The organism is Neisseria sp. P0021.S006, assembly GCF_051956895.1.
Genome location: NZ_JBQCWZ010000003.1, coordinates 20,353 through 46,637 on the forward strand (window position 1 = coordinate 20,353; position 26,285 = coordinate 46,637).

Sequence of the window (26,285 nt, forward strand, 5' to 3'; positions counted from 1 at the left end):
GGCCGTCTGAAGATTGTTTTTTCAGACGGCCTGTCATCAAATATTTTTGGAGAAATAATCAGATGAAAACACTTCGTTTATTGTTTGGTTTAGCATTGGTTGCCACTGCATTTAGCGTGCAGGCTGAGGATTACAGCGAGAAGCAGCACGATAAGCTGATACGGGAATGCAATCGGAACAATCTGGAGAGTTGCGTCACTGCGGCCATTTGGATGCGCGATTATCTTGAAGCGCCTGCTCATGCGTATCCGTTTCTGAAAAAAGCCTGCGATGGCGGTAATATGCGCGGCTGCAATGTTTTGGGTAATCTGTATCTTAATCCGTCCAGCGGTTTGGGCATGGATTATGCCGCAGCGGTCAAGCTCTACGAACGGGCTTGTAAAGGCGGTTATGAAAATGCCTGTACCAATCTTGAAGAAACTAAAACGGAGATGGCGCAAGGCACTACATCAGACCGCGACAGCCGTTTAAACCAACTGAGCGAATCTTGTGCTTTGGAAAACGAAGCTGCTTGTCAGGCGTTAATGATGGAAATGCAACGTTGAGCGTCACGCCGAGGCCGTTTGAAGACTGTTTTTTCAGACGGCCTTTAATCCATATTTTCTGATTTTGAGGCCCAAGCGGGAGTATGTTGTATGGACATGATGTTGTTTACCAATATTGTATTGATTGTTTTATGTATTTTTACCATGTTGCTGGTGTGGTCGCGCAACTGGAAACGCAAGCAGGCGTATTTTGAGAAAATCAAAAGCAATCCGGAAAACCTCAAATGGGTTGGGCAGAATCTGACTGGTCAGGAATGGAAGGATTTGAAAGCCGTGAGCGACCGTTTTGGGCTGCCCATGTTGCAGGCCAAGCAATTAATTGATTTTTATAAAAACAGTCAGCTCTAATTGATGATTTAACGATAGAACTTGACTGAAGTTAAGGCCGTCTGAAATAGCACTCTTATAATAATATAAGTGATATTTCAGACGGCCTTGCTGTTGATTCAAATAAAGGGAGGAGAACAAAAATGACCGTTTACTTAATCGGCGACTCCGTTCGGCTTGCTTCGGAGCCTTACACGCGCGCCGCTTTGCCTGAGGTGGATATTGTTTCTCCATCGGAAAACTGCCGTTCGTCGCATGATGTGTTAGAGCATATCAGGCAATGGACAGAGGGTGCGACTGTGGGAGACATTATCCACATCAATTGCGGTTTGCACGACATCCGCCATAATCAAGGCTGTAATGAGCCGGTGGCCGATATAAAAACCTATCGCAGCAACCTGATTCAAATTTTCGATTATCTGAAACAGACAGGGGCAAAAATTATTTGGGCGAGCAGTACGCCGTTTTTGGAAAGCGTACACAATATCGTCAAACCCTCGCGCCGCTATCTGGCCGACTTGAAGGCCTATAACCGTGTGGCGGAGGATTTGGCAAGGCAATATGGTTTTACCGTCAATGATTTATACAGTCTGATGTTTGAGCAGGATTTGACCGATGTGATGCTGTGCGATGGACTTCATTTCAATGAGTTCGGCAGCAAGATGATAGGCGAGGCAGTAGCCGAAGCGATATTGAAACAGTTGTGCTAACTTGACGTAATCCATTTTTATTATGTTTTTAATATTGAGACAGACTTTAAGTTGCAACCCAATATCTATTGGGGTATAGTGATTACTCTTATCAACATGAAACTAAGAAGGAATAAATGATGACTGGCAAATTAGATCAAATCAGCGGTGAAGTAAAAGAGAAAGCCGGCGAAGTTCTTGACGATTCCAAACTCAAAGCTGAAGGCGTAGTTCAACAAGGCGTCGGTAAGACAAAAGAAGTTGCTGCGGATGCTAAAGAAAAAGCAGAAAACTTTGCAGGTGAAGCCAAAGAAAAAGCGGCGCACTTCGCAGGCGAGGCTAAAGAAAAAGTAGAAAACTTTGCAGGTGAAGCTAAAGAAAAAGCAGCTCATTTAGCCGGTGAAGCCAAAGAGAAAGTAGCACACTTGGCTGAAGAAGCCAAAGAAAAAGCTGAAGGCTTGATTAATGATATTAAAAGCAAATTTTAATATTTAAAGAATAAAAGGCCGTCTGAAAGATTTTTCAGACGGCCTTTGTTTATGGTTTTAAAGTTTAGGCAAACTGTTTGCCAAATTCGATAAACTCGTCTTTTTTGGCTTTGGCTTTGCCGGAGTCGATGGCTTCTTGCGCGGCTTTGACACCGTCCGCCAGCGATGCGACCACATTTCCTGCGTAGAGCGCGGCGGCTGCATTGAGGACGACGATGTCGCGTGCGGCACCGACTTTGCCATCCAGCACTTCGTTCATTTTTTGCAGGGATTCTTGCGCGTTTTCGACTTTGATTTCGTCCAAATTGCGGCGGATTTCCATGCCGAAATCGGCCGGGCTGATATCGTATTCGGTGATTTTGCCGTCTTTCAGTTCGGCAACGCGGGTTTTGCCGGTCAGCGTGATTTCATCCAAACCGCCTTCGCCGCACACAACCAAAACATGCTTGGAACCAAGCTGTTGCAATACGCGGGAAAGAATGCCGCACAAGTCGATGTGGAACACGCCCAAGAGTTGGTTTGCCGCGCCGGCAGGATTGGTCAGCGGGCCCAAGATATTGAAGATGCTGCGGAAGCCGAGCGAACGGCGGACTGGGGCAACATAGCGCATAGCGCTGTGGTGGTTGGGCGCGAACATAAAGCCGATGCCGGTTTGCTGAATGCTTTGGGCAACCTGTTCGGGGTTGAGGTTGAGGTTGGCGCCCATTTGTTCCATGACATCGGCAGCGCCGCTGGATGAAGAAACGGAGCGGCCGCCGTGTTTGGCGACTTTCGCGCCTGCCGCAGCCGCGACAAACATGGAAGTCGTGGAAATATTGAAGGTTTTGGCACCGTCGCCGCCTGTGCCGACAATATCGACCAAGTCATCGGCGTTTTCTAGCGGCACTTTGGTGGCAAATTCGCGCATCACGCTGGCTGCAGCGGTAATCTCGGAAACGGTTTCAACTTTAATCCGCAGGCCGGTCAGGATAGCGGCGATTTGCTCGGGCGGAACTTGGCCGCTCATGATTTGGCGCATGAGGTCGGTCATTTCATCGTAGAAAAGTTCGTTGTTGCTGATGAGGCGTTCAATCGCTTGTTGAGGGGTAATCATGATTTTCCTTTGTTCGTGTCCGGTGTGATTCAGGCCGTCTGAAAATGCGGTTTGAACACTGTCAAACACCTTTCAGACGGCCTTTCATTAAGATTTTTGCGGGCGATAGTTTTTGAATTCTTCCAAGAAGTTTTTCAGCATATCGTGGCCGTGTTCGGTCAGCAGGGCTTCGGGGTGGAACTGTACGCCTTCGACGGCATATTCTTTATGGCGTACGCCCATGATTTCGCCGTCTTCCGTCCATGCGGTAATTTCGAGGCAGTCGGGCAGGGTGGCGCGGTCGATGGCGAGGCTGTGGTAGCGCGTGCAGTTGACCGGATTGGGCAGGTCTTTAAACATGCCTGTGCCGTGATGGAAAACAGGGGAGACTTTGCCGTGCATCATTGTTTGCGCGCGCACGACATTGCCGCCGAACGCTTCGCCCATGGTTTGATGGCCGAGGCACACGCCCATGACGGGCAGCCTGCCGGCAAAGTGCTGCATGGCCGCAACAGAAATGCCTGCTTCTTTCGGGGAACAAGGGCCGGGGCCGATGACCAGATATTGAGGTTTCACGGCTTCGATTTCTTCGATGGTGATTTCATCGTTGCAGCGAACCAAAACTTCCTGCCCCAATTCGGCAAAGTATTGGACGATGTTGTAGGTGAAGCTGTCGTAATTGTCGATAAATAAAAGCATTTGCAAACCTTTAATGACATCTTGGCAGACAGGGTAAGGCCTGCCAAAAGTGTAAAAACCGTTTATGTTTGCATAATATCACAATCTTTACCTAAAGGCCGTCTGAAACGGCGGATAAGACAAAACAGCTAAAAAATGCTATGCTTTACGCTTTGAACCTAATCTGTTTGAAGTGATGAAAAAGTATCTTATCCCGACTGCCGCCGTTGTTGTCGCCGCTGCGCTCGGCACGCCTTATTATCTTGGTGTCAAAGCGGAAGAAAGCCTGACCGAGCAGCAAAAGCTGTTGCAGGAATCCGGTTTCCTGACCGTTGAGTCCCACCAATACGATCGCGGCTGGTTCAGTTCAACCGAGACGACCGTCATCCGCCTCAAGCCGACCCTGCTTCAAAATACGCAAAAATATCTGCCGGACAATTTGAAAACCGTCCTGCAAGAGCCGATTACGGTCATCAACCACGTGACCCACGGCCCGTTTGCCGGCGGCTTCGGTACGCGTGCGCACGTGGAAACCGAGTTCCAATACCATCCGGAAACCAAAAAAGTTTTGGATCGCTTCTTCGGCCAGCAAACGCCGTTGACCATGACCAATACGGTTTATCTTTCCGGCGACGGCAAACTCAGCCTCAATATCCCCGCCTTCGACTATGAAGAGCTCTCCGGTATCAAGCTCAACTGGAAAGGCTTTGGCGGCAATACCGATTACAGCCAAGGCTTCAAAAGCTATCGCCACGATTACCTCGCGCCGTCTTTACAAGTCAAATTGGCCGACAAAGGCGATGTATCTTTGGAAAACCTGCGCTTCCAATCCGAAACGGAAGACGGCCTGACCAAGCTTGCTTTGGGCAAGAGCAGCATTACGCTGGATAAATTCCTGCTGCAATGGAAAGAAAACATCGATTACAACGTTAAGTTGAATGAGTTGGTCAACCTTGTGACCAACCTGCAAATCGGTGCATTCATCAATCCGACCGGCACGATTGCTCCGTCTAAAATCGAAGTCAGCAAACTGCGTTTCGATACGCAGACCGGCGAAGTCGATAAATTCATCAACAGTGAAGGCCGCTTCCAATTTGAAAGTCTGACTTATGGCGAAGACAAATACGGCCCTCTGGACATCAATGTCGCTGCCGAGCATTTGGATGCGGCATCACTTTTGGCATTGAAAAACAAAATTGCCGAAGTGTCCGTGAAGAAAATGAGCGAAGAAGAAATTCAGGCTTCCTTGATTCAGACGGCCAAAAACGAGGCTTCGGGCCTGTTTACCAACAATCCAGTTTTAAACGTCAAAACCTTCAAATTCACCATGCCTCATGGTGATGTCGATGTCAGCGGCAAACTCGCGTTTAAAGGTTTGGCAGCTAAAGACCTCAACAATTTGGGCGATATGCTGAAGAAAACCGAAGCCGACTTCAACATGAGCGTACCGCAAAAATTGTTGGAGCAGCTCGCCGTCAACCAAGCAAGCAGCCTGTTTAGCGTCAATGCCGAAGATGAAGCCGCAGGCCGCGCCAGCATCGATGATATCAACGAGACCTTGCGCCTGATGGTAGACAGCACCATCAAAAGTATGGCAAGAGAAAAATATTTGACCTTAGAAGACGATAATGTCAAAACCCATCTGACTCTGCAAAACAGCGAGTTGAAATTAAACGGAAAAGTTCTTCAAAGCGACCCGGAACCTGAGTTCGACGAATCAGACTTTCCCAATAACTAATCCTCAATCACACAAACAGCGGTTTTAACTTCTCTGAAGTTAAAACCGCAAATCAACCCACAATCAAAAAGGAAACCCATGTTCCGTACCATGCTCGGCGGCAAAATCCACCGTGCCACCGTTACCGAAGCCGACCTCAACTACGTCGGCAGCATTACCGTTGACCAAGACCTGCTGGATGCGGCAGGTATTTGCGTGAACGAAAAAGTCGCCATCGTCAACAATAACAACGGCGAACGTCTTGAAACCTACACCATTCCCGGCGAACGCGGTAGCGGCGTCGTTTGCTTGAATGGCGCGGCCGCGCGTTTGGTTCAAAAAGGCGACATCGTAATTATCATGTCTTACGTCATGTTGTCCGAACCCGAAATTGCAGCGCATGAGCCGAAAGTCGTCCTCGTCGATGAGAACAATAAAATCCGCGACGTGATTTCTTATGAGCCGCCGCACACCGTGTTGTAATATTCAAACAAAGGCCGTCTGAAACGTTTCAGACGGCCTGTTTCCCAAATTCAACTTATCTGAAAGGCTTCGCCGTGAATATCCAAATCAACAACATCACTGTCAGCAACGATGCGCCCTTTACCCTTTTCGGCGGCATCAATGTCCTTGAAGACCTCGACTCTACGCTGAAAGCCTGTGAGCAATACGTTAAAGTAACCGATAAACTCGGCATCCCTTACGTTTTTAAAGCCTCTTTCGACAAGGCAAACCGCTCTTCCATCCACTCTTTCCGCGGTGTAGGTCTGGACGAAGGCATGAAGATTTTTCAAGCGGTGAAGCGCGAGTTTAACGTTCCCGTGATTACCGATGTTCACGAGCCTTACCAATGCCAGCCGGTTGCCGAAGTCTGCGATGTCATCCAGTTGCCTGCCTTCTTGGCACGCCAAACCGATTTGGTGGTGGCAATGGCGAAAACCGGCAATGTCATTAACATCAAAAAGCCGCAATTCCTCAGCCCTTCTCAAATGAAAAACATTGTGGAGAAATTCCAAGAAGCAGGCAACGATCAAATCATTTTGTGCGAACGCGGCGCAAACTTCGGCTACGACAATTTGGTGGTCGATATGCTCGGCTTTGGCGTGATGAAAAAAACGTGTAACAACCTGCCCGTTATTTTTGACGTAACCCATTCCCTGCAAACACGCGAATCCGGTGCCGCAGCATCAGGCGGCCGTCGCACCCAAGTATTGGACTTGGCGCTTGCCGGTATGGCAACCCACTTGGCCGGTTTGTTCCTTGAATCCCATGCCAATCCCGACCAAGCCAAATGTGATGGCCCAAGCGCATTGCCGCTTGCGCAATTGGAAGATTTCCTGACCCGTGTTAAAGCAATCGATGAAACCGTGAAATCGTTTGCGCCTATGGATATTCGTTAAAGGCAAATAAGTTAAAAGGCCGTCTGAACATTTTTTCAGACGGCCTTTTGTATTTTTTATTGCATTTATTCAAAACTCACAAGTAAAGCGATAGAGTTTTTCAGCAATTAAATTGTTTTTTATTTCAAACCATTGCAGTTCTTCGGAAGATAGGACTCCATATGCACTCAATTGATCCTTACTGTCAAAAAATGCAAAGTCTTCATATGCCATTTTTTGATTTTCACAGTCAATTTGGAGTTTAAAACGAGCTTTAATATAGTCCTTTCCTATCATATTCTTTTGACTATTTATTGAGTTATTTTTAGGCAGTGGCTTAGCTTTCTTATGACGTATCTCCATCAATAAACTTTGGGGTGAAAGCGATCGGATAAGAGTATTACCGTAGATCGATTTACTTTTATCGGGATAAGAATGGATTAATTGCCAATATTCAGGTTTGTCATATCTTATTTTTTCTGCATAAACAGGTTGTATCAATAAGGTGATCAGTATGAAAAATAGGGTTTTATTCATAGACGAGATTTTGCAAATAAGCTATCTAAAAACACATATTGATGTTTTCAGGGAGCTTTAAAGCTTTTGACTGCTCTTTATTACTGTATTACTGTCCGCGTAAAAACAACGCATCCAATTCTTTTAAAGTCAGTTTGACCCATGTCGGACGGCCGTGATTGCACTGGTTGCTACGCGGTGTGTTTTCCATATCGCGCAGGAGTGCGTTCATTTCGGGCAAAGTCAGTTGGCGGCCGGCGCGGACTGAGCCGTGGCAGGACATGGTGGCGAGGATGTGGTTTTCGTGTTCCTCGATGGTTTGGCTGCTGCCGACTTGGGCGAGTTCGCCCAATACATCTTTGGCCAGTGAAACGACGTCGGCTTTGCCGAGCATGGCGGGAACTGCGCGGACGGCAAGGGTATTGCCGCCCATGTCGGACAATTCCAGGCCAAAGCCTGCCAGCGTTTCGGCGTGATCGGCAAGGGAGGCGCATTCTTCGTGGGACGCGGCGAAGGTAACGGGGATGAGCAAGCGTTGGCTTTGCAGGTTGCCGTTTTCCTGACGTTGGAGTTTCATTTTCTCGTAGTTGACGCGTTCGGCGGCAGCGTGCATATCGATGAGCAACAGGCTGTCTTCGGCTTGGGCAAGGATGTAGATGCCTAAGAGTTGGGCGATGGCGAAGCCTAGTGGCGGCAGTTCGGATTGGGAGGGAAGGCCGTCTGAAAGCGGCGTATCTGTTTGGGGAGTAGGCGTTTCAGACGGCATATTACCGAAACATGCCTGCTCGAATTGGCTCAACTCAAGGTCGATGTCGTCGGTTTTTTTGTAGAGCTCGGCGTAAGTATTCATGGCCGCGCGGCTTTCGCGCAGAGACAGGCTGCGTTGTTGCGGCGCACGCGAGGCTTGGTAGGGCATGGGCGCGGTTTTGCCTGATGGACCAAAGGCATTGCGTGTATCGGGTTTGTTGCCTGTTGGGTAGTTGGATGCGCTATCAAACAGATTTTCGCTGTTGTTTTCAGACGGCATTGGTGCAGGAGTAACGCCGGTAATGTCATGCAACACTTCGCCTGCATTGCTGACGCTTTCGGTCAGGTCGGCGCGTGTATCGGCAAGGGCTTTGTTGAGCGTGTGGAACACGAGTTGGTGCACCTGCTGGCTGTCGTGGAAGCGGATCTCTGTTTTGGTCGGGTGGACGTTGACATCCACGGCTTCGGGCGGCAGGTCGAGGAAGAGGACGAAAGCAGGCGTCAGCGCGTTGTGCAATACGTCGCGGTATGCCTGCTTGACGGCATGGAGCATGACTTTGTCGCGGACAAAACGATGGTTGACGAAGCAGTATTGTTTGTCGGTTTTGCCTTTGGCAAAGGTCGGCTTGGCAATCGCGCCATAAAGCCGCAGCGCGCCATTGCCGCTGTCAATTTCCAATGAGGCCGTCTGAAAATCATCGCCGACAATGGCGGCAATCCGTTCATGCAGGCTTTGTGCAGGAAGTTTGAATACTTGTTTGCTGTCGCGTTTGAGTGAGAAGGCAATGTGCGGATGCGCCAGAGCGAGGCGTTCGAGCATGGTGGCGCAGTGGGCGTATTCGGTGTTTTCAGATTTGAGGAACTTGCGCCGCGCGGGGGTATTGAAGAAGAGTTCGGCAGCTTCGATGGTGGTGCCGACGGGGTGGGCGGCTACCGTAGGGCTGCTGAGTTTGCCGTCTTCTGCTTTGACTTGGGTCGCGTGCGAACTGTCTTCTTGGCGGCTGGTCAGGGTCAGGCGGCTGACGGAGGCGATGCTTGCCAAGCCTTCGCCGCGAAAGCCCATGCTGGCAACGTGTTCCAAATCGTTTAAGGTTTTGATTTTGCTGGTGGCATGGCGGTGGAGCGCAAGCTCGATGTCGTCCGGATGGATACCGCTGCCGTTGTCGCTGACGCGAATCAGGCGGATGCCGCCGCCTGCCAGCTCGACATCAATCACTGTCGCGCCTGCATCGATACTGTTTTCAACGATTTCTTTCAAGGCGTTGGCAGGGCGTTCGACCACTTCTCCGGCGGCGATTTGGTTGACGAGATGGTCGGGCAGGGCGGCAATTCGGGACATCGGTTTCTTTCAAAAAAGCAACGGCAGAAGAGAAAATTACAGGTATTTGCGCATCAATTCGCATTCGACGCGGACGGTTTTGTTCAGCTGCAACACGGCAGTACCGAGCGATTCGTAGCGGTTAAGTCGATAAAAAGGTACGGAATTGAGCGAGGCATACAGTTTGAGAAAGCTGAGGCCTGCATTTCGTGCCATTTCTTCGGCACGGCTGAGCAGGGCCGTACCCAAGCCGAGATTGTGGAAGAGCGGATGGACGTATAAGGCGTCCAATTGCGCTTCTTTGAAATCGACTTGGAAGAAGCCTTGAATCAGCCCTTTGTATTCGACCACCCACAATGCTTTGTTTTTATCGGAGATGGTTTCCAAATAGCTGTTGATGTCGAGCAGACTTTCCCATGCGTGCATAATGGTTTCATCGTAACTGCGGATGCAGGCGTATTGAACGGCATGCAGATGGGCGTTGTGTATGGCTTGGCAGTCTTTTTCGGTTGCCGGACGGAGGATGGTCAGAAGGCTCATGGCGGATGGTCGGAAAAATTGATTTCAGACGGCCTTTGGCAATCAAAGGCCGTCTGAAAAAAGTGGGTAAGGTTACAGGCTTTGATGTAAGGTTTGTGCAGTTTGGAACGCGTTGTCCGCATCGTTGGCCAAGACGGTAAAGTGGCCCATTTTTCGGCCTTTGCGCGCGGCTTTTTTACCGTAAAGATGCAGATGTGCGTTCGGGTTGCTTTGCAGCGGCAGCCATTCGGGTTCGCCGCCGTCTTCCTTCCAAACGTCACCCAAAATATTCGCCATACAGCAAGAACTCAGTAATTTAGTGTCAGCCGGAGGCAGGTTGCACATCAGGCGGACCTGTTGCTGGAATTGGTCTGTCGCGCAGGCGTCGATGGTATGGTGGCCGGAATTGTGCGGACGCGGGGCGATTTCGTTGACGACCAATTCATGCGTGTCGCCGACAACAAACATTTCTACTGCCAATACGCCGACGTAGTTCAATTCATCGGCCAAACGCTGCGCCATTTGTCGCGCCTGTTGCTGCACGTCGGCACTCAGTCGTGCAGGGACGATAGAGTAGGCGAGGATACCGTTTTCGTGAATATTTTCGGCAGGGTCGAAAGTTAGCACTTTGTCATTGTTCAGACGGCATACGATAACGGAAATCTCGCCGCGCAAGTCCACCATTTTTTCTAAAACGCAATCCACGCCGCCGTGTTCGGCAAATGCGGCTTTGAGTTCATCCAATGTTTTTACGCGGATTTGGCCTTTGCCGTCATAGCCCAAAGTGGCAGTTTTCAGGATGCCGGGCAAAAATTGCACGCTTTCTTCAGTGATGTCTTCGGCTTTGCAAACTGCTTGATACGGCGCGGTTTGCAGGCCTGCTTTGCGTATCCATGCCTTTTCCTGAATGCGGTTTTGCGCGATGGCAACGCAGTCGCCACTAGGGGAAACATTGGTGTGTTTGGCGAGAAAACGCATCGCGTCGGCATTGACGTTTTCAAACTCGGTCGTAACAGCCGCGCATTTTGCCAATTCTTCCAAAGCGGTCGGGTCATCAAACGGCGCACACAAATGGCGGTCGGCAAATTCCGCTGCCGGCGCATTCGGGTCGGGATCGAGTACGGTTACTTTGTAGCCCATGGTTTTGGCAGCAACAGTAAACATTCTGCCTAATTGTCCGCCGCCAAGAATGCCGAGCATAGCAGGAGGGAGGATGGGGGATGTGTTCATGGATAATCGCTTTATGAAGAAATTGTGTAGGGTGTTTGCAGGCCGTCTGAAAATGGTTTTACGGCTTTAGACGGCCTGGTGTTTTAAAGTTTGCCGATAAATTGCGGCGGAACGTTTTCAGTTAACCATACGCCGTTGTCCGCCAAATAAAATTGATGCCCTGCCGCAAGCATGGCGACAGTGTCGATGGCCAATCCAACCGGCTTGCCGTGGCGGGAGCCGACTTTAACGGCTGTTGCGGCATCGGCAGATAGATGAACAAAATGGCGCGAGGCAGAATGCAGGCCTTGCTCCAAAATAGACGGAACAGAGCGTTCAGCCGTACCGTGATACAAAATCTGAGGAGGTGTTGCCACTTTGTGTTCGACCTGAACTTGTGCCGTCGAATGACCTTGCGCAGCGCGGATGCGATTGCCGTCTTCGGAAATCGTAAATCGTTTTTTATCGTTGTTTTCGACCACTTCCAACAATACTTCGTAGGTCAGCGGATTGCCCGTAAAGCCGCGCTCGGGATGGTTTACCTGCGTCAGTAAGGTATCAATATCCACCCAGCCGTCTTTATCCAAAGTAATGCCGATTTGCTCGGGATGATGGCGCAAGATAAAGCTGAGGAATTTGCTGATGGATTTTAGTTGTTTTTCGTTTAGTATCATAATCTTGTTGTTTAGTCATTTCAGAGCGCAGGCCGTCTGAAAATTATTTATCCAGCCCTTCTTGCACCATTTGCGCTGCACGGATTATTGCACGGGCTTTGTTTTGGGTTTCCTGCCATTCGGATGTTGGGTCTGAGTCGGCAACTACGCCTGCGCCGCTTTGGACGAAGAGTGTATTGTTTTTAATCACGGCAGTACGAATGGCAATGGCCAAGTCCATGTCGTTGTTGAAACTCCATACGCCGACTGCGCCGCCGTAGATGCCGCGTTTGCTCGGCTCGACTTCTTCGATGATTTCCATGGCGCGGACTTTGGGGGCTCCGGAAAGTGTGCCTGCGGGGAAGGTGGCGGCGAGGATGTCCATGTTGGTCATACCGTCTTTCAGACGGCCTTCGACGTTGGAGACGATGTGCATCACATGGGAGTATTTTTCAATCACCATTTTGTCGGTAACTTTGACTTCGCCGGTTTTACTGATGCGGCCGACGTCGTTGCGTCCTAAGTCAATCAACATGACGTGTTCGGCAATCTCTTTGGCATCGCTCAGCAGATCTTGCTCGTTGGCGAGGTCTTCGGCTGGTGTTTTGCCGCGCAGGCGTGTACCGGCGATAGGACGGACGATGACATCGTCGCGTTCGCGGCGGACGAGGATTTCGGGCGAAGAGCCGACAATATGGAAATCGCCGAAATCGTAGTAGAACATATACGGCGATGGGTTCAGCGTACGCAGGGCGCGGTAGAGGGCAAGCGGATTGTCGGTAAATTCCATGCTCATGCGTTGGCTGGGGACAACCTGCATGCAGTCGCCTGCAAAGATGTAGTCTTTGATTTTATTGACGCAGGCTTTGAAAGGTTCTTCTCCAAATTCGCTGACTGCTTGCGTCTGCTTGCTGCCGAGGGAAAGCGGGATGGCACAACTTTGGCGTAACTGGGTACGGATGTCTTCAAGACGTTCGCGTGCGCGTTCGTAGCCGTTGGCTTGAGACGGATCGGCATAAACAATCAGGTAGATTTTGCCGCTTAGGTTATCCACTACGGCAAGCTCTTGCGAGAGCATCAGGAGGATGTCGGGCGTACCGAGTGGATCGGCTTTGGCCGTATGTTTCAGGCGGTGCGCAAAATGTTCGAAATTGTAGATGGTTTCATAACCAAAGTAGCCGACCAGGCCGCCGGTAAAGCGCGGCAGGCTTGGGATTTCGGGCGTTTTGAAGCGGTTGTGGAAAGCTTCGATAAAGGGCAGGGGATTGCCGTCATGTTGTTCGATGATTTCGCCGTTTTGATATACATCGACATGTTTGCCGCTGGTTTTGAGATAGTGGCTGCAAGGCAGGCCGATGAAGGAATAGCGGCCAAAGCGTTCGCCACCGACAACGGATTCGAGCAGGTAGGTGAAAGGCTTGTTGGCAAGTTTGAGATAGATTGAGAGCGGTGTATCCAAATCGGCAAGCAGCTCTTGAACGAGTGGAATGCGGTTGTAACCTTGTGCGGCTTGGGCTTGGTATTCTTGTTTGCTGATCATCTTGATAAGTCTTTCAGACGGCCTGTTTTAGGGTGTTAAATCGTGTGAAGAGTATAGCATTTTATTAGGATTGTTGACAGTCTGAGCGCTATGTCAGATATGGAAAACGCCGTCTGAAAAAGACGGCGTAAGGTATCAGGCGAGGGTATCGGAAATTTTGTTTTTCCGGCTTCGTTTCCACTTGAAGACATAAGCGGCTACAACGGGAATCAGGGAGATAATGGATTTGAATGTCCAGCCTGAATACCATGTGCCTTCGGGAACGTCGCTTGCAAGCCAAGTGAAGTACGGCCACCAGCAGGCAACCAGGCTGCCGAGGAACAGCGGCCAAATATGACGGCTTAGGTTGCGTTGCCACAAGAGGAAGCATGCAATCGCCCAAATAAAGGTCAATACGGTAATCAGGAGGATGGTGTAGGCATCTGAAATCAGGATGGCGGCGAAGTAGTAGCTGAGTGCGACCCATAATAGGGCAAGTACCAAGACGATGATTTCTTCCGGGCGTTTAAACATATTTTCTCTCTTTTGTAAGACTGGCAATACGTTAATACTATACCCTAAACAAGAAGCGATGATAAGAGTCTTTCAGACGGTCTTGTAATCGGGTTTGCTATAATGTGCGCAATCAATTTTTTGGAAAGGACAAACCATGACGGCAAACTTTCAAGAAACGCTGAAGGCTTTGGGCAAACAGGTGAAAAAGGAAGCCGCGGAGCGGGAAGCCGAAGCGAAGGCTAAAAAGCTGGTAGAGGATGTAGATTTCAGCAAGGCGGTTGGCAAGGTTACGCCGTTGAAAAATGCCGGCAACTATTATGAACAGCCTCGTGATAAATCACCTATCAAGCCGCGACCTAAAGAAATGGCGACTTTGGAGCAGGAAGATTATTTTTATGTAGGCAGCGGCGGCTGGGAAGAACCGCCGGCTTCGTTCAGTAAAAACGGGCAGGGTAAAAATGATTTGATGCGTTTGCGAAACGGCCATTATCCCGTGGTGGCGGATGTAGATTTGCACGGCTATACGCAGGAAGAAGCGCAGCAGGTATTGAACGAATTTATTGAGTTTACGAAAAAACGCGGTGTTTGCGGCGAGATTGTCCACGGCAGCGGCTTGGGTTCTGCAGGCTATAAACCGGTTTTGAAAAATATGACGCGTCGCTGGTTGATGCAGCATCCTGATGTATTGGCTTATGTCGAGCCTCGACAAGGCAATGATGGCGCAGTCAGGATCTTGTTGAAACGCCAACGCCGAGACGATGATTGGAAACAGTAAAATATAAAAAGCAGTGTCGATAAAATGACACTGCTTTTTTATGGTTGTCAGACTAAGAAGATTTCTTTTTGGAAACCGATTCGCAACCTTTTCCATTGGTCATTGTGGTTTTGAAATCTTTGGCAGAATCCATATCAGTGCATTTGTAAGCATTGCCCAAACTATCCATCCAAACGGAAAGGGTGTAGCCAGTTTTTGTGGGAATGGCTTTCAAACGATAGGCTCGGCTTTTATTGGTATCAATCATTTCGGCAGAGTATTGGTATTTGTCTGCCAAATCTTTATGGCCTTTATATGAGGAAATAAAGTCATCCAACTTGGTTTTAATCTCATCAGTTTTCCACTTTGGATTTTTAACCATCTGGGTTTTAAAAGCAGAATTGATGGCAACTAACTCGGCATGCGCTTGTGATTGGTAGCCGCGTTCAATGTAGCGGTTGTAAGAGGGAATGGCAATGATGCTCAGAATGGCTAAGATGGCGACGGCAATCATCATCTCAACCAGCGTAAAGCCTAGTTGTTGGGTAGAGGTAGTATTCATTTTATTATTCGCTGGCAACGTAAGACTGAAGGACGACTTGGGTATTGGCATTCTTACCCCATGCTTTGGCAGTAACGCGGTAGGTAATTCGACCCTCGGTAGTTTTGCCTAAATATTCGATGATGTAGCGTGGATTGTTTGCGATGCCGCTTTTTTTATCTAAAGGATATTCCGTACCATTGGTGTCAATACACAGGCTTTTGTCGCATTTACGCTTCCAAGCATCTACGGTTGGGCTACCTTCTTCAGTAAAATCGCCATTGGATTTGACATTTGGTGTGGAACATAAACCTTTTTCACATTTTGCGGTAAAAGTAGTCTTTTTCCCTTCAATATCAAAAATTTGATTTTCACCTTCACGCAATGCCGCTTCGGCCAAAGTGGTTGTCAGTTTGCGGTCGGCATCGTTGGCGCTGATACGCTGTTCAGTATTGTAGGACTGGGTAGCTGTGACCACGAGCAGGGCGATGACGACCATCATCATTAAAACGATAAACAAAGCATAGCCCTGCTGCCGGTCAGGTTTGATTAGAGTGATCGGTCGGCGCATACGTTTCCTCCGCGGATAGTGGCATTAATATTATAGATATCGACTTTATTGTCTTGTTCTTTTGATGGGTCAATACTGCCGTTATTCAGTACGATTTGGATAGAAGCCGGAGACTTAGCCTCAGCTGAGATATCCAATGCGTTTTTGTAATCAAATGATTCTGTATTTACTCCGCTGGCAGATGCATTTTCAGAATTAGGACATTCTGCATAGATATAGTGGATATCCATGGTTGTAATGCCTTTAATCAACAGCTGCGGATTACTCCATGAGCCATCATTTGATAATTGGAAACGGAACAAACCGCTCTCTTCGCCAAGTTTGCCGACAGCGTAGGCAATTATTTCATGTTTCATGATGGCGATACTGCCGTCTTGATCAGAGTTGGTAATTTTTAAAGCCGATTTTGCCGCAGCCAAATCTTTAATTTCTGTGTGAGGTTTGGCAATACCGTAGCAGCTGCTGGCAATGGCAGTTTTTTCAGTTGAGTCTGCTTTGTCGATACCGTATTGGAACAGCAGGGCTTTGCCGGTTTGAGCAAAGCCGGTATAGCTTAATTTATTGATTTCTTTAACAGGTAACAGCTTATTAACACCGGCTGTTTTCAAGGCATATTCATCTGAGCTTTTGTCTTCTATTACTGCAGAGGCGGGAGAATTCGACATATTGAAGCAACCGAAATTGCCTGCCATACGCGCATCGCGGACGATCATATTGGCGGTGTTGCGCAAATCTTGCTGGATACCGATGCGGGAGTTGGCAGATTTGTTTAATCCGCGTGCAGTGAAGTAGGTGGAGCTGACAGCCATTAAGACGATCATACTGAGCAGACTGGCAACCAGAAATTCAAGGATGCTGAAACCGCGCATCGCGGTTTTATTGGGAATATGGTTGAGTAAGCGTTTATTGTTCATTGTTAGTCTCTTACGCGTGATTGGTAGGTATAGACAACGTGATGCCCCGATTTATTGAGATTTTTTGCGCTATTTTCTTCTTCGACATCTTGCAACCATAAAACTTTCACGATGGTCGTGTCGCCTTTGCCATCGCATTTTGCGTTAAACCCATTTTCGTAAGTCGGCTCTGCACCGGAAGAATCTTTACAGATGGTCGAGAAGACTTGGGCTTCGGGAAGGGCTTTGGCTAAGTCGGCCTTAAACTGGGCAATTTGCGCCTGCGCAAGTTGCGCTTTGGTCATTTTGGCTTCAAATTTTGCAGTTTGTTTAGAGTCTGATTTGAGGTAGGCATCGTAGGATTTTTTATAACGAGTAGTTTTTTCGCCTGCAGTATCGGTTTCTTCAGAGAGCGTCGGATTAATGAGCATGCCTTCAATCAAATTTTGCGTAATTTGGGCGACTGTGGTTTGATTTTCAGACTCACGCACGTTGGATACGGTACGTAATTGAACAGCCAGAAGGGCCAGTACGCCGATAGCAAGGACAAACATGGCAATCAAAACTTCAATCAGGGTCATGCCTGATTGAAGTTTTGGGGTAAAGCTTGATGAGCTCGTTTTCAGACGGCCTTTAAATGATCTGAGATGAGTAGGATTAGTAATGTTCATAAGATACCGTTGTTATTCTTTGGAAGTGTATTCACACATTTTGCGCTCATCGTTTTTAGCACAGATTTCGACATGCCCATTGCCATTGATTAAAAGTACGGTAGCACGGGCTTTCTTGGTTTCAGCATCGGTGGCGGATTTATCCGTCAGGCTGATTTTGATGTGGCCGTCTGAAAATTGATAATTCTTTCCATCGATTGAATGGCCAAATGTACCATTGGGAAGAAATCTCCACCAGACTTCTTTTGGAGCTGAAGCAGAGAGGGCAGAACGGTCATTGCCGATAGGGATATAGTTAAAGCTGTATTCCACTTTGTCAGTATCTCCATTAAGGATAATGGAGCGGATGGATAAATCGACAGTATCGTTTTGATAGCGTAAGTCTTCGTTTTTATCGGCGTAGGCCAACATACCATTACCGGCATATTTGGAATCGCAACCATTATTGGGCGAGCCATCGGATTTGATTTTGACCGGGCAGATGTAAACGGGAAGATTGAGACGGACGGCCTCATTTCGCGCGAAGCGCAGCAGATTGGCAATTTGCTCTGCTTGCGATGCTGCACGTCTGGAGGCAATCCATTGATTCATATTGGGAAGTGCGATGACGGCCATTACTGCTGCAATAGTAATGACGATCAGCAACTCAATTAGGGTGAAGCCTTTTTGTGTCTGATACATGAGTGATTTTTGGTAGTAATGTGTTGGGTAACTGACGTTTTCTCTTTTGCATTTGCCTGTGGCAATGCTTTTGCTTTTATTAGATTTATTTTAAACGATTTTGTAATGCGTGACTAATGAAATATGAAATTCGGTTAGTTTTTCAGACAATCTGTCTCAATCTTCCATCAACATGGATTCTGGAACATAGGCGGCATTATCAAATTTGGTAAATTGACCCATCCAAGTGAGGAATACTTTCCCGACGGGACCGTTACGGTGTTTACCGATAATACATTCCGCCAAGCCTTTTGCGGGTGATTCTGAGTTGTAGTATTCATCACGATACATAAACATAATCAAGTCGGCATCTTGTTCGATTGCGCCGGATTCACGCAAGTCGGACATCATCGGGCGTTTGTCGGTACGCTGCTCAACGGTACGGCTTAACTGCGACAGTGCAATGACGGGAACTTGCAATTCTTTGGCTAATGCTTTGAGTGAGCGGGAAATTTCGCCAAGCTCGGAAGCGCGGTTGTCAGAACGGCCGGAGCCTGACATTAATTGCAGGTAGTCGATGACGATCAAGCCCAATTTACCGTTGAACTGGCGGGCAAGACGACGGGCGCGGGCGCGCAGTTCGAGTGCAGTCAAACCCGGCGTTTCATCGATATACATGGGTGCATCGGAGAGTTTAACGACCGCCTCGTTCAGACGGCCCCAGTGTTCGTCTTGTAATCTGCCGGTTTTTAAAACGCTTTGATCCAAACGTCCGACAGAACCCAGCATACGCATAACCAGCTGCGCACCGCCCATTTCCATCGAGAATACGGCAACAGGCAGCTTGCCCTCTACGGCAACGTGTTCTGCGATGTTGATCGAAAAGGCGGTTTTACCCATGGAAGGACGGCCTGCGACGATGATCAAATCGCCCGGTTGGAGGCCTGATGTTTTTTTATCGAGGTCGATAAAGCCTGTCGATATACCGGTTACTTCATCAGGATTGTCGCGCGAATAAAGCATATCGATGCGCTCGACCACTTCTTTCAAAAGGTCGGGCATCTCAAGGAAGCCTTGTTTGGATTTGGCGGTACTTTCGGCAATTTGGAATACTTTGTTTTCCGCCTCGTCCAAAAGCTGACCTGCATCGCGCCCTTGTGGATTGTATGCGCTACGCGCAATTTCCGTGCCGACTTCGGCAAGCTGGCGCATGATGGAACGTTCTCGCACGATTTCGGCGTAGCGGCGGATATTGGCAGCGGATGGCGTGTTTTGCGCCAGTGTAATCAGATAGTTGAATCCGCCTGCTGCTTCCAATTCTTCATTGCGTTCCAAACTTTCTTGAACGGTAATGACGTCGGCAGGGCGGCTTTCGTTAATCAGGTTGGCAATGGCACGAAAAATCAGGCGGTGTTCGTGGCGGTAGAAATCCTCGCCGGAAACGACATCGGCAATACGGTCCCAAGCAGAATTTTCCAGCATCAGGCCGCCCAATACGGATTGCTCCGCTTCTGTGGAATGTGGCGGCAGTGATAATGCGCTGATTTCACGGTCTTCAGACGGCATATCGGAATAATTGCTCATGACGGGCATCTCTGGCTGGAAAATTGTAATCCGCTATTATAACGCAGTGTAAGTTCAATTGGTTTGTTTAGGCTAAAGCAGGTAAAATAGCTATGTTGTCAATATGACGACGTACACTACCAAAATATAAATATCAATAATTAGGAGCATAAAAATGGAACACAAGCTGCCACAATTGCCTTATGAACTGGATGCGTTATCTCCCCATCTGACCAAAGAAACTTTGGAGTTTCACTACGGCAAACACCATCAAACTTACATCACCAATTTGAACAATCAAATCAAAGGCACTGAGTTTGAAGAAATGCCTTTGGAAGAAATCGTGAAAAAATCTTCCGGCGGTATGTTCAACAACGCTGCCCAAACTTGGAACCACACTTTCTACTGGCTGGGCTTTACCCCTAAAGGCCAAGGCAAACCTGCCGGCGAATTGGCTGCAGCCATCGACGCCAAATGGGGCAGCTTCGAGAAATTTCAAGAAGCGTTCAATGCTTGCGCGGCCGGTACTTTCGGCTCCGGTTGGGCATGGTTGGTGAAAACACCTGCCGGTGAATTGGATCTGGTTTCTACTTCCAATGCAGGTACTCCGCTGACTACTGAAAACACTCCGCTGTTGACTTGCGACGTATGGGAACACGCCTACTACATCGACTACCGCAACAGCCGTCCTAACTACCTGAAAGGTTTCTGGGAAATTGTTAACTGGGATGAAGTTGCCAAACGCTTCGCCGCATAAAACGATATGAGTGAAAAGGCCGTCTGAAAATTTTTCAGACGGCCTGAAACCTTTGAACAATTAGCAGTACGTGCAATGGCCGCCCTTTACGATACATCAATCGGGCGCTAATATTTTAGTGGTATCGCATGGTCATACCCTGCGGCTTTTATTGTCCTTACTAGGCGGAGCGACTTGGGAAAACCATCGTGATGAGGGTAAATCCGTGTCATTGTTGCATACTTCAATCAGTATTGTGAAATATGATAGTGAAAGCGGTTTTCATATTGAGCAGCTTAACGATGTGGCTCATTTACAATGATCACACCCATTCATCAATAATAAAAAAGTGGGCATTTTACCCACCTTTTTTGCCATTAGCCGAATACTTTTTCTAAGTGTGCTTGGTAGTCTGCTAAGTATTGTTCCACTTGTGGATTTTTAATCACATCGTTACATAAGAATGTCGGCAGACGGGTCAAACCGATGAACTCATTGAGTTTGTGGAAGTGCATATACAACGCATCCACGCCTTTGCCTTCGAAAAAATCGCCTTCTCGGGTGAAGGCCTCAATCGGCGCATTCCAAGTAAGCGAGAGCATGTTTTTTTGCCTTGCAACAAACCACCTGTGCCGTAGCCTTCTATCGGATTGACACGATGGCGGCCATCACTGTGGTAAAGCTTGCCGTGTCCGGCAGTTAATACTTCGTCTATGTATTTTTTCACTGTCCAAGGTTCGTGCATCCACCAGCCTGGCATTTGCCAAATCACGGCATCCATCCACAAGAATTTTTCGATTTCTGCTTCAACATCATAGCCCGCATTAATCACGGTTTCTTGTACATTGTGTCCAAGTGCGGTCAAAACTTCTTTCGCTTTTTTGTGAAGCGTATGGTTCAACTCACCATGCGAATGACCAAACTCTTTTCTACCGTCTAGTAATAAAATATTCATCTTTTTGCCCCTAAAATAAATAATTATAAAAATGGGGCTATCATTATGCCTTTTTACTGCATCTTTATCACTGTAAGTTTAGATTCTTTAAAAGGTTATGTAGGAACTGGACAGCAGGTGGGAAAAACTGAAATTGGGCTTCCTGGTTTTAAAGAAAGGGTGAACTTCAATAAAAATATCGGTATTTATATCGATCCTGTTACAGGAAATCAAACCCCAACAACTATGGGGATTATTCATTATAGTAAAAATGGATATCATGTAGTTCCGGCTAAACCAAAGGAATAATAGTCTATGAATAATGACATTATAAGATTAAGAATTGTTACCCAAAATGCCTTGATAGGTAAAATTACCAAAGAGGTTAGAGGTGTTTATGTAAGAATCAATGAAAATTGTATAAGTATTTATATCGTTATTGATGGAGATATCTCTACCTATTGGAATGAAGAGATTTATAAAATTGGTACAGATATTATTTCTAATTTTGGTGAGGATTATACTATTGATGAGAATTTAGTTAGGATTGATTACCCTAAATATTTATCTTTTGATAATTATATATGTGTATATAAGCGCCATGAAAAATATGAATAAGATTGGAACTATTTATTTATGACAAGGATTTAAAAAGAATTAAGGATTAATAATGTTTGGTATTTTCTTTAAAGATAAAGGTACATCTTTTGATAATGGATATGGGATGCATATTTTGGCTTCAATCTCTTTAGGTGAATATGTAGAAGAATTACATATTCCAATAGACTATTGGGGTATTGAAGAATATAAAAATAGCTGGGCTACATCTATAGCTGATGGGATAGAAAAAAAGTAACATTCAGTACTTATTACATCTATGCATGAGCCAGAATCTTTAAATTTTATTTCTACATGGATTATTTATTATGATGGGGAAATTTCTTATAAAAGTGCATTCACCTACCAATAGACGCAAGTCATTTTGTAGTAATTTTGGTGCGCCACCCAAATATCCTTTCCCCGAACTGCGATTATTTGCCGAATTTTATGCATACTGTTCAACAACTCCCTGAAAATGCCCTTACTACGCGTTTGAATTTTTTCCGCCAATACGGTCAACTTGAGACTTTTGCAAAGGTCTCGGCCTTTTTGTCGATATTGGCGTGAAGAAATGGTTTAGATGAATGTTTTTTCTGTCTGATGCGCAAAATTATCATGGAGCAGAAAAAAGGATAAACGGGAGATTATGCTAAAATATTGTCAACAATTTTCTGATTCCGCATGATATGGAATCAGCGTTTGACACACATAGACAAGAGGATTTTATGAAATTTCTAGACCGTGAGGCGACCATTGCCAAACCCGGCTTTAATCGTTGGCTGGTACCGCCTGCCGCTTTGGCCGTGCATCTTGCCATCGGGCAGATATACGCTTATTCCGTGTTTAATGCGCCGCTGACCAAGCTTATCGGTATTACTGAGTCGGCTGCAGGAGATTGGAAGCTGACCACGGTCGGTTGGATTTTCAGTATTGCCTTGGCGATGTTGGGCGCGTCTGCGGCCATGTTCGGTACATGGATGGAGCGCGTTGGGCCGCGTAAGGCGATGTTTGTTGCCGCCTGCTGTTTTAGTTTGGGCTTTTTTGTGTCGGCTATTGGCGTTCATACGCACAATCTGTTTTTGCTTTATTTGGGTAACGGTGTGATTGGTGGGGTTGGTTTGGGCTTGGGCTATATCGGGCCTGTATCGACTTTGATGAAATGGTTTCCCGATAAACCGGGTATGGCGACAGGCTTGGCGATTATGGGTTTTGGTGGTGGCGCGATGCTGGCCTCGCCTTTATCCGTGTCGCTGATGAATTTTTTCTCCAGTGAAACTTCAGTTGGCGTAGCGCAGGCTTTTGTCGTTTTAGGATTGTTTTATTTGGTGTTGATGATGTTCGGCGCGTTTACGATCCGTGTACCTGCCGATGGCTGGAAACCTAAAGGTTATGTTGCGCCGAAAAACAAAAGCAAATTGGTCAGCAGTAATCATGTCAATGTCTCACAAGCCATGAAAACGCCGCAATTCTGGCTCTTGTTTTGGGTGTTGTGCTTGAACGTGACAGCGGGTATCGGCGTTCTAGGTCAGGCTTCCGTCATGATTCAGGAGCTTTTTTCCGAGGCATCTGTAGGAAAACAAGCGGCAATTGGTGCGGGTGCGGCGGCAGGTTTTGTGAGTCTGTTGAGTCTGTTTAATATGGGCGGCCGCTTTTTGTGGTCCAGCGTGTCCGACAAAATTGGCCGTAAAAATACTTATACTATTTTCTTTGTGCTCGGCTCGCTGTTGTATTTTGCCATTCCGTCGATTGGCGAGAGCGGTAACAAGGCTTTGTTTGTCATTGGTTTCTGCGTCATCATTTCCATGTATGGCGGCGGTTTTGCAGCCATTCCGGCGTATTTGAAGGATTTGTTCGGCACTTATCAAGTCGGGGCAATACACGGCAGGATTTTGCTGGCATGGTCAACTGCGGCTGTTATTGGCCCGGTGTTGGTCAACTATATCCGCCAAAGCCAAATTGAAAGTGGCGTTCCGGCTGCTGAAGCTTATAGCATTACCATGTACATCATGGCAGGTTTGTTGATTGTTGGTTTGTTGTGTAATTTGAGTGTCCGTTCTGTTCATGAAAAGCATCACGAGAAAGACATTAAGGTCGCGGCACATAGTGGCAATCCCGATGATGAAACCGCTGTATCCGATGCTTATCTGATCAGCAAGAAAGTATCAGCGGGCGGTATCGGCGTATGGTGGCGTTGGGCTTTGGTCTGCATTCCTTTGGGCTATGGCGTCATTATGGTGTTTGTTAAAGCCTTAAGTTTGTTTAATTGATTGTTGAAAATTAGAGGCCGTCTGAAAGTTTCAGACGGCCTTTTAAAATATTAAGCAACTAATCTTTTGATACGCTGATGGTATGTTTGATGTGTTTTAAATTCGCAACGATGGTAAAAGTCATCATCACCAGTAAAGCCCATGAACTCCATTTGCTGATGTGTACCGATGCCCACGCGCCGATTTGGTTGGGATAGCGCCAAACGCCGAATAGGGTTCCCAAATTTTCCGCCAGCCAAATAAAAAATCCGATCAGGACGAAAGCGAGCAGGAGCGGCATTTTGCGAGTGGTGTCATAGGGCGTGTATAAGACCGTTGTCCGGGCATATAGGCCGAGAGCGAAAGCAGCAAGATACCAGCGATAGTCGCCGATATAGTGATGGGTGAAGAAATTGATATAAATCGCCAGTGCGCACAAAGTACCCAACCAATACGGCGGATGGCTTTTGATTTTTAAGTCAAACAGCCGCCATGCTTGAATGATATAGCTGCCGACTGCGGCATACATAAAGCCTGCAAACAGCGGTACGCCGCCGATTTTGGTATAAGCCTCATCCGGATAGCTCCATGATTGGATATCGCCTGATGTCTTGAACCACTCTAAAGCAAAGCCCACCAAGTGAAACAGCGTAATCGATTTCACTTCATCCCAAGTTTCTAGCTTGAAATACAGCATGGCTGCTTGTATGGAGATGGCAAAAATCAGCAGCAGGTCGTAGCGCGAAATTCCCAACAAGCCTGTTTTCGGAACGAGGAACATGGCAATGAAAAACAAGCCTGCAAATAAGCAGGCTCGTGCTTCTTTCAAACCGAAAAACCAAAATTCAACGATAAAGCGTCGCCAACCATGCAAATCCTTGCGTTTGGGATGTTCAGTCAGCCAAGTATCCAGTTTGCCCAACATATTTTCAGACGGCCTCTTTATCTTGAAAATGTTTTAGGCAGATTGAATCGGAATAACGCGGTTTTGCTTACGTTTTGCGCCACCTTCGCAATAGTTGGTTTTGACATAATCTTCAACGATTTGTAAAAACTCGGCAGCGATATTGTCGCCTTTGAGGGTAACTTTCCGTTCGCCGTCTACATAAACCGGCGCAACCGGTGTTTCGCCTGTACCTGGCAGGCTGATACCGATATCGGCAAGTTTGCTTTCGCCCGGGCCATTGACTACGCAACCCATTACGGCAACGTTCAATGATTCAACGCCTGGATACTCAGTGCGCCAAATAGTCATTTTTTGACGTAAATAGTTTTGTACGTCTTGCGCCAATTCTTGGAATACGGTACTGGTGGTACGGCCGCAACCCGGGCAGGCTGTAACCATTGGCGTAAAGGAGCGTAAGCCCATGGTTTGCAGGATTTCCTGACCGACAATGACTTCTTGTGTACGTGGGGAGCCAGGTTCGGGCGTAAGGGAAATTCGAATGGTGTCGCCGATACCTTCTTGCAACAATACGGACAAAGCTGCGGTGGAAGCCACAATGCCTTTGCTACCCATGCCCGCCTCGGTCAGGCCGAGATGGAGCGGGTAACGGCAACGGCTGCCTAATTCGCGGTAAACCTGAATCAAGTCTTGTACGGCGCTGACCTTGCACGACAAAATGATTTTGTCTTCAGGCAAGCCCAAAGCCACGGCTTTTTCTGCCGATTCCAGCGCCGAAACAATCAAAGCCTCTTTCATGATTTCTTCAGGCGGCTTCGGTGTGGCAGAAGCTAGGTTGGCATCCATCATACGTTTGGCAAGGCTTTGATCAAGCGAACCCCAGTTCACACCGATGCGTACGGCTTTATTGTTTTCTGCCGCTGTACGAATCATAAAGGCAAATTTCTCATCGCCTTTTGCGCCTTTACCGACATTGCCTGGGTTGATGCGGTATTTAGACAGGGCCTTGCCGCACTCAGGAAATTCGGCCAATAAGCGTTCGCCATTGAAATGGAAGTCGCCGATCAGGGGCGTGGTGTAGCCCATATCGTCTAAGCGGCTGCGGATTTCGGCTACTTTGGAAGCCGCTTCAGGAGTATTAACCGTGATACGGACCATTTCTGAGCCGGCATCGCTCAACTCTTTGACCTGTCGGGCTGTTGCTTCTGCATCTGCGGTGTCGGTATTGGTCATAGATTGCACAACAACGGGCGCATCGGAGCCGATGATGAGATGGTCAATTTTGACTTGATGTGTCTGACGGCGTTTAGGTGTGGTCAT

General features: G+C 47.6%; 31 protein-coding genes and 1 pseudogene. 14 read left to right on the forward strand and 18 right to left on the reverse strand.

All coding sequences use genetic code 11. From position 1 onward, the window contains the following. Positions 1 to 62 precede the first annotated feature (62 nt). From ACTHUM_RS01215 to ACTHUM_RS01230, 4 genes are all read left to right on the forward strand, one after another. Positions 63 to 545, forward strand: coding sequence for a sel1 repeat family protein (locus ACTHUM_RS01215; RefSeq protein ID WP_150540449.1), 483 nt, complete (start codon positions 63 to 65; stop codon positions 543 to 545). Positions 546 to 635: 90 nt separating this feature from the next. Then, positions 636 to 893: a hypothetical protein gene (locus tag ACTHUM_RS01220; protein WP_049333330.1), complete on the forward strand. Its 258-nt coding sequence runs from the start codon at positions 636 to 638 to the stop codon at positions 891 to 893. 122 nt (positions 894 to 1,015) lie between these two features. Continuing rightward, on the forward strand, positions 1,016 to 1,582 hold the full coding sequence (locus ACTHUM_RS01225; RefSeq protein ID WP_070460885.1) for an SGNH/GDSL hydrolase family protein: 567 nt from the start codon (positions 1,016 to 1,018) through the stop codon (positions 1,580 to 1,582). Positions 1,583 to 1,701: 119 nt separating this feature from the next. After that, entirely contained in the window at positions 1,702 to 2,049 is a 348-nt protein-coding gene (locus tag ACTHUM_RS01230) for a CsbD family protein (protein WP_036490595.1), read from the forward strand. Between the two features lie 64 nt (positions 2,050 to 2,113). Here ACTHUM_RS01230 and trpD read toward each other — a convergent pair whose 3' ends face one another. Both trpD and ACTHUM_RS01240 read right to left on the reverse strand, forming a co-directional pair. After that, positions 2,114 to 3,142, reverse strand: a complete 1,029-nt coding sequence (gene trpD, locus ACTHUM_RS01235; protein ID WP_003747072.1) for an anthranilate phosphoribosyltransferase — start codon at positions 3,140 to 3,142, stop codon at positions 2,114 to 2,116. A gap of 87 nt (positions 3,143 to 3,229) precedes the next feature. After that, positions 3,230 to 3,820 carry an aminodeoxychorismate/anthranilate synthase component II gene (locus tag ACTHUM_RS01240; protein WP_188211616.1) on the reverse strand — a complete coding sequence of 197 codons (591 nt, stop codon included), beginning with the start codon at positions 3,818 to 3,820 and terminating at the stop codon, positions 3,230 to 3,232. 175 nt (positions 3,821 to 3,995) lie between these two features. Between ACTHUM_RS01240 and ACTHUM_RS01245 the strand changes: the two genes are divergently transcribed. From ACTHUM_RS01245 to kdsA, 3 genes are all read left to right on the forward strand, one after another. Next, positions 3,996 to 5,537 (forward strand): YdgA family protein, encoded by a 1,542-nt coding sequence (locus ACTHUM_RS01245; RefSeq protein WP_440361175.1) that lies wholly within the window; start codon positions 3,996 to 3,998, stop codon positions 5,535 to 5,537. A 78-nt stretch (positions 5,538 to 5,615) separates the two neighbouring features. Next, positions 5,616 to 5,999, forward strand: a complete 384-nt coding sequence (panD, locus tag ACTHUM_RS01250) for an aspartate 1-decarboxylase (RefSeq protein WP_003678944.1) — start codon at positions 5,616 to 5,618, stop codon at positions 5,997 to 5,999. Between the two features lie 74 nt (positions 6,000 to 6,073). Further along, on the forward strand, positions 6,074 to 6,916 hold the full coding sequence (gene kdsA / locus ACTHUM_RS01255; protein WP_004519813.1) for a 3-deoxy-8-phosphooctulonate synthase: 843 nt from the start codon (positions 6,074 to 6,076) through the stop codon (positions 6,914 to 6,916). A gap of 69 nt (positions 6,917 to 6,985) precedes the next feature. Here the strand turns inward: kdsA and ACTHUM_RS01260 are convergent, their stop codons facing one another. From ACTHUM_RS01260 to ACTHUM_RS01290, 7 genes are all read right to left on the reverse strand, one after another. Next, the gene (locus tag ACTHUM_RS01260; RefSeq protein ID WP_004519812.1) at positions 6,986 to 7,432 is read right to left on the reverse strand and encodes a hypothetical protein; all 447 of its coding nucleotides are present in this window, start codon (positions 7,430 to 7,432) and stop codon (positions 6,986 to 6,988) included. 88 nt (positions 7,433 to 7,520) lie between these two features. Continuing rightward, a complete protein-coding gene (mutL, locus tag ACTHUM_RS01265) occupies positions 7,521 to 9,497 on the reverse strand; it encodes a DNA mismatch repair endonuclease MutL (protein ID WP_070695549.1) in 1,977 nt (658 codons plus the stop codon). A 36-nt stretch (positions 9,498 to 9,533) separates the two neighbouring features. Next, the gene (locus ACTHUM_RS01270; RefSeq protein WP_003747064.1) at positions 9,534 to 10,016 is read right to left on the reverse strand and encodes a GNAT family N-acetyltransferase; all 483 of its coding nucleotides are present in this window, start codon (positions 10,014 to 10,016) and stop codon (positions 9,534 to 9,536) included. Positions 10,017 to 10,088: 72 nt separating this feature from the next. After that, positions 10,089 to 11,225 (reverse strand): 5-(carboxyamino)imidazole ribonucleotide synthase, encoded by a 1,137-nt coding sequence (locus tag ACTHUM_RS01275; protein WP_070695551.1) that lies wholly within the window; start codon positions 11,223 to 11,225, stop codon positions 10,089 to 10,091. Positions 11,226 to 11,308: 83 nt separating this feature from the next. Next, positions 11,309 to 11,878 carry an RNA 2'-phosphotransferase gene (locus ACTHUM_RS01280; protein WP_070695553.1) on the reverse strand — a complete coding sequence of 190 codons (570 nt, stop codon included), beginning with the start codon at positions 11,876 to 11,878 and terminating at the stop codon, positions 11,309 to 11,311. A gap of 43 nt (positions 11,879 to 11,921) precedes the next feature. Further along, positions 11,922 to 13,397 (reverse strand): anthranilate synthase component I, encoded by a 1,476-nt coding sequence (trpE, locus tag ACTHUM_RS01285; protein ID WP_070695555.1) that lies wholly within the window; start codon positions 13,395 to 13,397, stop codon positions 11,922 to 11,924. A gap of 135 nt (positions 13,398 to 13,532) precedes the next feature. Further along, complete coding sequence (locus ACTHUM_RS01290; RefSeq protein ID WP_070695557.1) at positions 13,533 to 13,910, reverse strand: hypothetical protein; 378 nt, start codon at positions 13,908 to 13,910, stop codon at positions 13,533 to 13,535. A gap of 136 nt (positions 13,911 to 14,046) precedes the next feature. Here ACTHUM_RS01290 and ACTHUM_RS01295 point away from each other — a divergent pair, with 136 nt between their 5' ends. Next, positions 14,047 to 14,667 (forward strand): Smr/MutS family protein, encoded by a 621-nt coding sequence (locus ACTHUM_RS01295; protein WP_070460868.1) that lies wholly within the window; start codon positions 14,047 to 14,049, stop codon positions 14,665 to 14,667. A gap of 52 nt (positions 14,668 to 14,719) precedes the next feature. Here ACTHUM_RS01295 and ACTHUM_RS01300 read toward each other — a convergent pair whose 3' ends face one another. The 6 genes from ACTHUM_RS01300 to dnaB all read right to left on the reverse strand — a co-directional run bounded on the left by ACTHUM_RS01300 (position 14,720) and on the right by dnaB (position 19,566). Beyond that, complete coding sequence (locus ACTHUM_RS01300; protein WP_070460866.1) at positions 14,720 to 15,208, reverse strand: PilX family type IV pilin; 489 nt, start codon at positions 15,206 to 15,208, stop codon at positions 14,720 to 14,722. A 4-nt stretch (positions 15,209 to 15,212) separates the two neighbouring features. Further along, positions 15,213 to 15,758 carry a pilus assembly PilX family protein gene (locus tag ACTHUM_RS01305; RefSeq protein ID WP_440361174.1) on the reverse strand — a complete coding sequence of 182 codons (546 nt, stop codon included), beginning with the start codon at positions 15,756 to 15,758 and terminating at the stop codon, positions 15,213 to 15,215. Continuing rightward, entirely contained in the window at positions 15,737 to 16,672 is a 936-nt protein-coding gene (locus ACTHUM_RS01310; protein WP_070695559.1) for a PilW family protein, read from the reverse strand. The genes ACTHUM_RS01305 and ACTHUM_RS01310 overlap by 22 nt, the downstream gene beginning before the upstream one ends. Positions 16,673 to 16,674: 2 nt before the next feature. Continuing rightward, on the reverse strand, positions 16,675 to 17,322 hold the full coding sequence (pilV, locus tag ACTHUM_RS01315; RefSeq protein ID WP_191620578.1) for a type IV pilus modification protein PilV: 648 nt from the start codon (positions 17,320 to 17,322) through the stop codon (positions 16,675 to 16,677). 12 nt (positions 17,323 to 17,334) lie between these two features. After that, positions 17,335 to 18,003, reverse strand: coding sequence for a pilus assembly FimT family protein (locus ACTHUM_RS01320; protein WP_070695561.1), 669 nt, complete (start codon positions 18,001 to 18,003; stop codon positions 17,335 to 17,337). A gap of 156 nt (positions 18,004 to 18,159) precedes the next feature. Beyond that, positions 18,160 to 19,566 (reverse strand): replicative DNA helicase, encoded by a 1,407-nt coding sequence (dnaB, locus tag ACTHUM_RS01325; protein WP_036490624.1) that lies wholly within the window; start codon positions 19,564 to 19,566, stop codon positions 18,160 to 18,162. Between the two features lie 154 nt (positions 19,567 to 19,720). Between dnaB and ACTHUM_RS01330 the strand changes: the two genes are divergently transcribed. Then, complete coding sequence (locus tag ACTHUM_RS01330; RefSeq protein ID WP_003683473.1) at positions 19,721 to 20,302, forward strand: superoxide dismutase; 582 nt, start codon at positions 19,721 to 19,723, stop codon at positions 20,300 to 20,302. 118 nt (positions 20,303 to 20,420) lie between these two features. Continuing rightward, entirely contained in the window at positions 20,421 to 20,603 is a 183-nt protein-coding gene (locus ACTHUM_RS01335; protein ID WP_004519796.1) for a histidine phosphatase family protein, read from the forward strand. A 55-nt stretch (positions 20,604 to 20,658) separates the two neighbouring features. Here the strand turns inward: ACTHUM_RS01335 and ACTHUM_RS01340 are convergent. Then, positions 20,659 to 21,236, reverse strand: a pseudogene (locus ACTHUM_RS01340) (NAD(P)H-dependent oxidoreductase). Positions 21,237 to 21,281: 45 nt separating this feature from the next. On the opposite strand from ACTHUM_RS01340, the gene ACTHUM_RS01345 reads away from it, so the two are divergent. The 4 genes from ACTHUM_RS01345 (at position 21,282) to ACTHUM_RS01360 (ending at position 24,082) form a co-directional block, all read left to right on the forward strand. Beyond that, on the forward strand, positions 21,282 to 21,524 hold the full coding sequence (locus tag ACTHUM_RS01345; protein ID WP_079453701.1) for a polymorphic toxin type 50 domain-containing protein: 243 nt from the start codon (positions 21,282 to 21,284) through the stop codon (positions 21,522 to 21,524). A 6-nt stretch (positions 21,525 to 21,530) separates the two neighbouring features. Beyond that, on the forward strand, positions 21,531 to 21,833 hold the full coding sequence (locus ACTHUM_RS01350) for a hypothetical protein (protein ID WP_004519792.1): 303 nt from the start codon (positions 21,531 to 21,533) through the stop codon (positions 21,831 to 21,833). Positions 21,834 to 21,885: 52 nt separating this feature from the next. Then, positions 21,886 to 22,071 carry a hypothetical protein gene (locus ACTHUM_RS01355; protein ID WP_049336588.1) on the forward strand — a complete coding sequence of 62 codons (186 nt, stop codon included), beginning with the start codon at positions 21,886 to 21,888 and terminating at the stop codon, positions 22,069 to 22,071. 469 nt (positions 22,072 to 22,540) lie between these two features. Continuing rightward, positions 22,541 to 24,082 (forward strand): L-lactate MFS transporter, encoded by a 1,542-nt coding sequence (locus tag ACTHUM_RS01360; protein WP_039862148.1) that lies wholly within the window; start codon positions 22,541 to 22,543, stop codon positions 24,080 to 24,082. 58 nt (positions 24,083 to 24,140) lie between these two features. Here ACTHUM_RS01360 and ACTHUM_RS01365 read toward each other — a convergent pair whose 3' ends face one another. Both ACTHUM_RS01365 and ispG read right to left on the reverse strand, forming a co-directional pair. Beyond that, the gene (locus tag ACTHUM_RS01365) at positions 24,141 to 24,986 is read right to left on the reverse strand and encodes a DUF817 domain-containing protein (RefSeq protein ID WP_004519788.1); all 846 of its coding nucleotides are present in this window, start codon (positions 24,984 to 24,986) and stop codon (positions 24,141 to 24,143) included. A 33-nt stretch (positions 24,987 to 25,019) separates the two neighbouring features. Continuing rightward, on the reverse strand, positions 25,020 to 26,285 hold the full coding sequence (ispG, locus tag ACTHUM_RS01370) for a flavodoxin-dependent (E)-4-hydroxy-3-methylbut-2-enyl-diphosphate synthase (protein ID WP_039862169.1): 1,266 nt from the start codon (positions 26,283 to 26,285) through the stop codon (positions 25,020 to 25,022).

Coding starts and splice junctions, on each gene's coding strand:
- pilV (WP_191620578.1), bottom strand. CDS start 17,322: ATGAACATTACTAATCCTACTCATCTCAGATCATTTAAAGGCCGTCTG.
- trpE (WP_070695555.1), bottom strand. CDS start 13,397: ATGATCAGCAAACAAGAATACCAAGCCCAAGCCGCACAAGGTTACAAC.
- mutL (WP_070695549.1), bottom strand. CDS start 9,497: ATGTCCCGAATTGCCGCCCTGCCCGACCATCTCGTCAACCAAATCGCC.
- ACTHUM_RS01240 (WP_188211616.1), bottom strand. CDS start 3,820: ATGCTTTTATTTATCGACAATTACGACAGCTTCACCTACAACATCGTC.
- ACTHUM_RS01295 (WP_070460868.1), top strand. CDS start 14,047: ATGACGGCAAACTTTCAAGAAACGCTGAAGGCTTTGGGCAAACAGGTG.
- ACTHUM_RS01300 (WP_070460866.1), bottom strand. CDS start 15,208: ATGAATACTACCTCTACCCAACAACTAGGCTTTACGCTGGTTGAGATG.
- ACTHUM_RS01355 (WP_049336588.1), top strand. CDS start 21,886: ATGTTTGGTATTTTCTTTAAAGATAAAGGTACATCTTTTGATAATGGA.
- trpD (WP_003747072.1), bottom strand. CDS start 3,142: ATGATTACCCCTCAACAAGCGATTGAACGCCTCATCAGCAACAACGAA.
- ACTHUM_RS01270 (WP_003747064.1), bottom strand. CDS start 10,016: ATGAGCCTTCTGACCATCCTCCGTCCGGCAACCGAAAAAGACTGCCAA.
- ACTHUM_RS01220 (WP_049333330.1), top strand. CDS start 636: ATGGACATGATGTTGTTTACCAATATTGTATTGATTGTTTTATGTATT.
- ACTHUM_RS01245 (WP_440361175.1), top strand. CDS start 3,996: ATGAAAAAGTATCTTATCCCGACTGCCGCCGTTGTTGTCGCCGCTGCG.
- ACTHUM_RS01215 (WP_150540449.1), top strand. CDS start 63: ATGAAAACACTTCGTTTATTGTTTGGTTTAGCATTGGTTGCCACTGCA.
- ACTHUM_RS01365 (WP_004519788.1), bottom strand. CDS start 24,986: ATGTTGGGCAAACTGGATACTTGGCTGACTGAACATCCCAAACGCAAG.
- ACTHUM_RS01360 (WP_039862148.1), top strand. CDS start 22,541: ATGAAATTTCTAGACCGTGAGGCGACCATTGCCAAACCCGGCTTTAAT.
- ACTHUM_RS01330 (WP_003683473.1), top strand. CDS start 19,721: ATGGAACACAAGCTGCCACAATTGCCTTATGAACTGGATGCGTTATCT.
- ACTHUM_RS01320 (WP_070695561.1), bottom strand. CDS start 18,003: ATGTATCAGACACAAAAAGGCTTCACCCTAATTGAGTTGCTGATCGTC.
- ACTHUM_RS01280 (WP_070695553.1), bottom strand. CDS start 11,878: ATGATACTAAACGAAAAACAACTAAAATCCATCAGCAAATTCCTCAGC.
- dnaB (WP_036490624.1), bottom strand. CDS start 19,566: ATGAGCAATTATTCCGATATGCCGTCTGAAGACCGTGAAATCAGCGCA.
- ACTHUM_RS01305 (WP_440361174.1), bottom strand. CDS start 15,758: ATGCGCCGACCGATCACTCTAATCAAACCTGACCGGCAGCAGGGCTAT.
- ACTHUM_RS01310 (WP_070695559.1), bottom strand. CDS start 16,672: ATGAACAATAAACGCTTACTCAACCATATTCCCAATAAAACCGCGATG.
- ACTHUM_RS01230 (WP_036490595.1), top strand. CDS start 1,702: ATGACTGGCAAATTAGATCAAATCAGCGGTGAAGTAAAAGAGAAAGCC.
- panD (WP_003678944.1), top strand. CDS start 5,616: ATGTTCCGTACCATGCTCGGCGGCAAAATCCACCGTGCCACCGTTACC.
- ACTHUM_RS01275 (WP_070695551.1), bottom strand. CDS start 11,225: ATGAACACATCCCCCATCCTCCCTCCTGCTATGCTCGGCATTCTTGGC.
- ispG (WP_039862169.1), bottom strand. CDS start 26,285: ATGACCACACCTAAACGCCGTCAGACACATCAAGTCAAAATTGACCAT.
- ACTHUM_RS01225 (WP_070460885.1), top strand. CDS start 1,016: ATGACCGTTTACTTAATCGGCGACTCCGTTCGGCTTGCTTCGGAGCCT.
- ACTHUM_RS01290 (WP_070695557.1), bottom strand. CDS start 13,910: ATGTTTAAACGCCCGGAAGAAATCATCGTCTTGGTACTTGCCCTATTA.
- ACTHUM_RS01350 (WP_004519792.1), top strand. CDS start 21,531: ATGAATAATGACATTATAAGATTAAGAATTGTTACCCAAAATGCCTTG.
- ACTHUM_RS01345 (WP_079453701.1), top strand. CDS start 21,282: ATGCCTTTTTACTGCATCTTTATCACTGTAAGTTTAGATTCTTTAAAA.
- ACTHUM_RS01260 (WP_004519812.1), bottom strand. CDS start 7,432: ATGAATAAAACCCTATTTTTCATACTGATCACCTTATTGATACAACCT.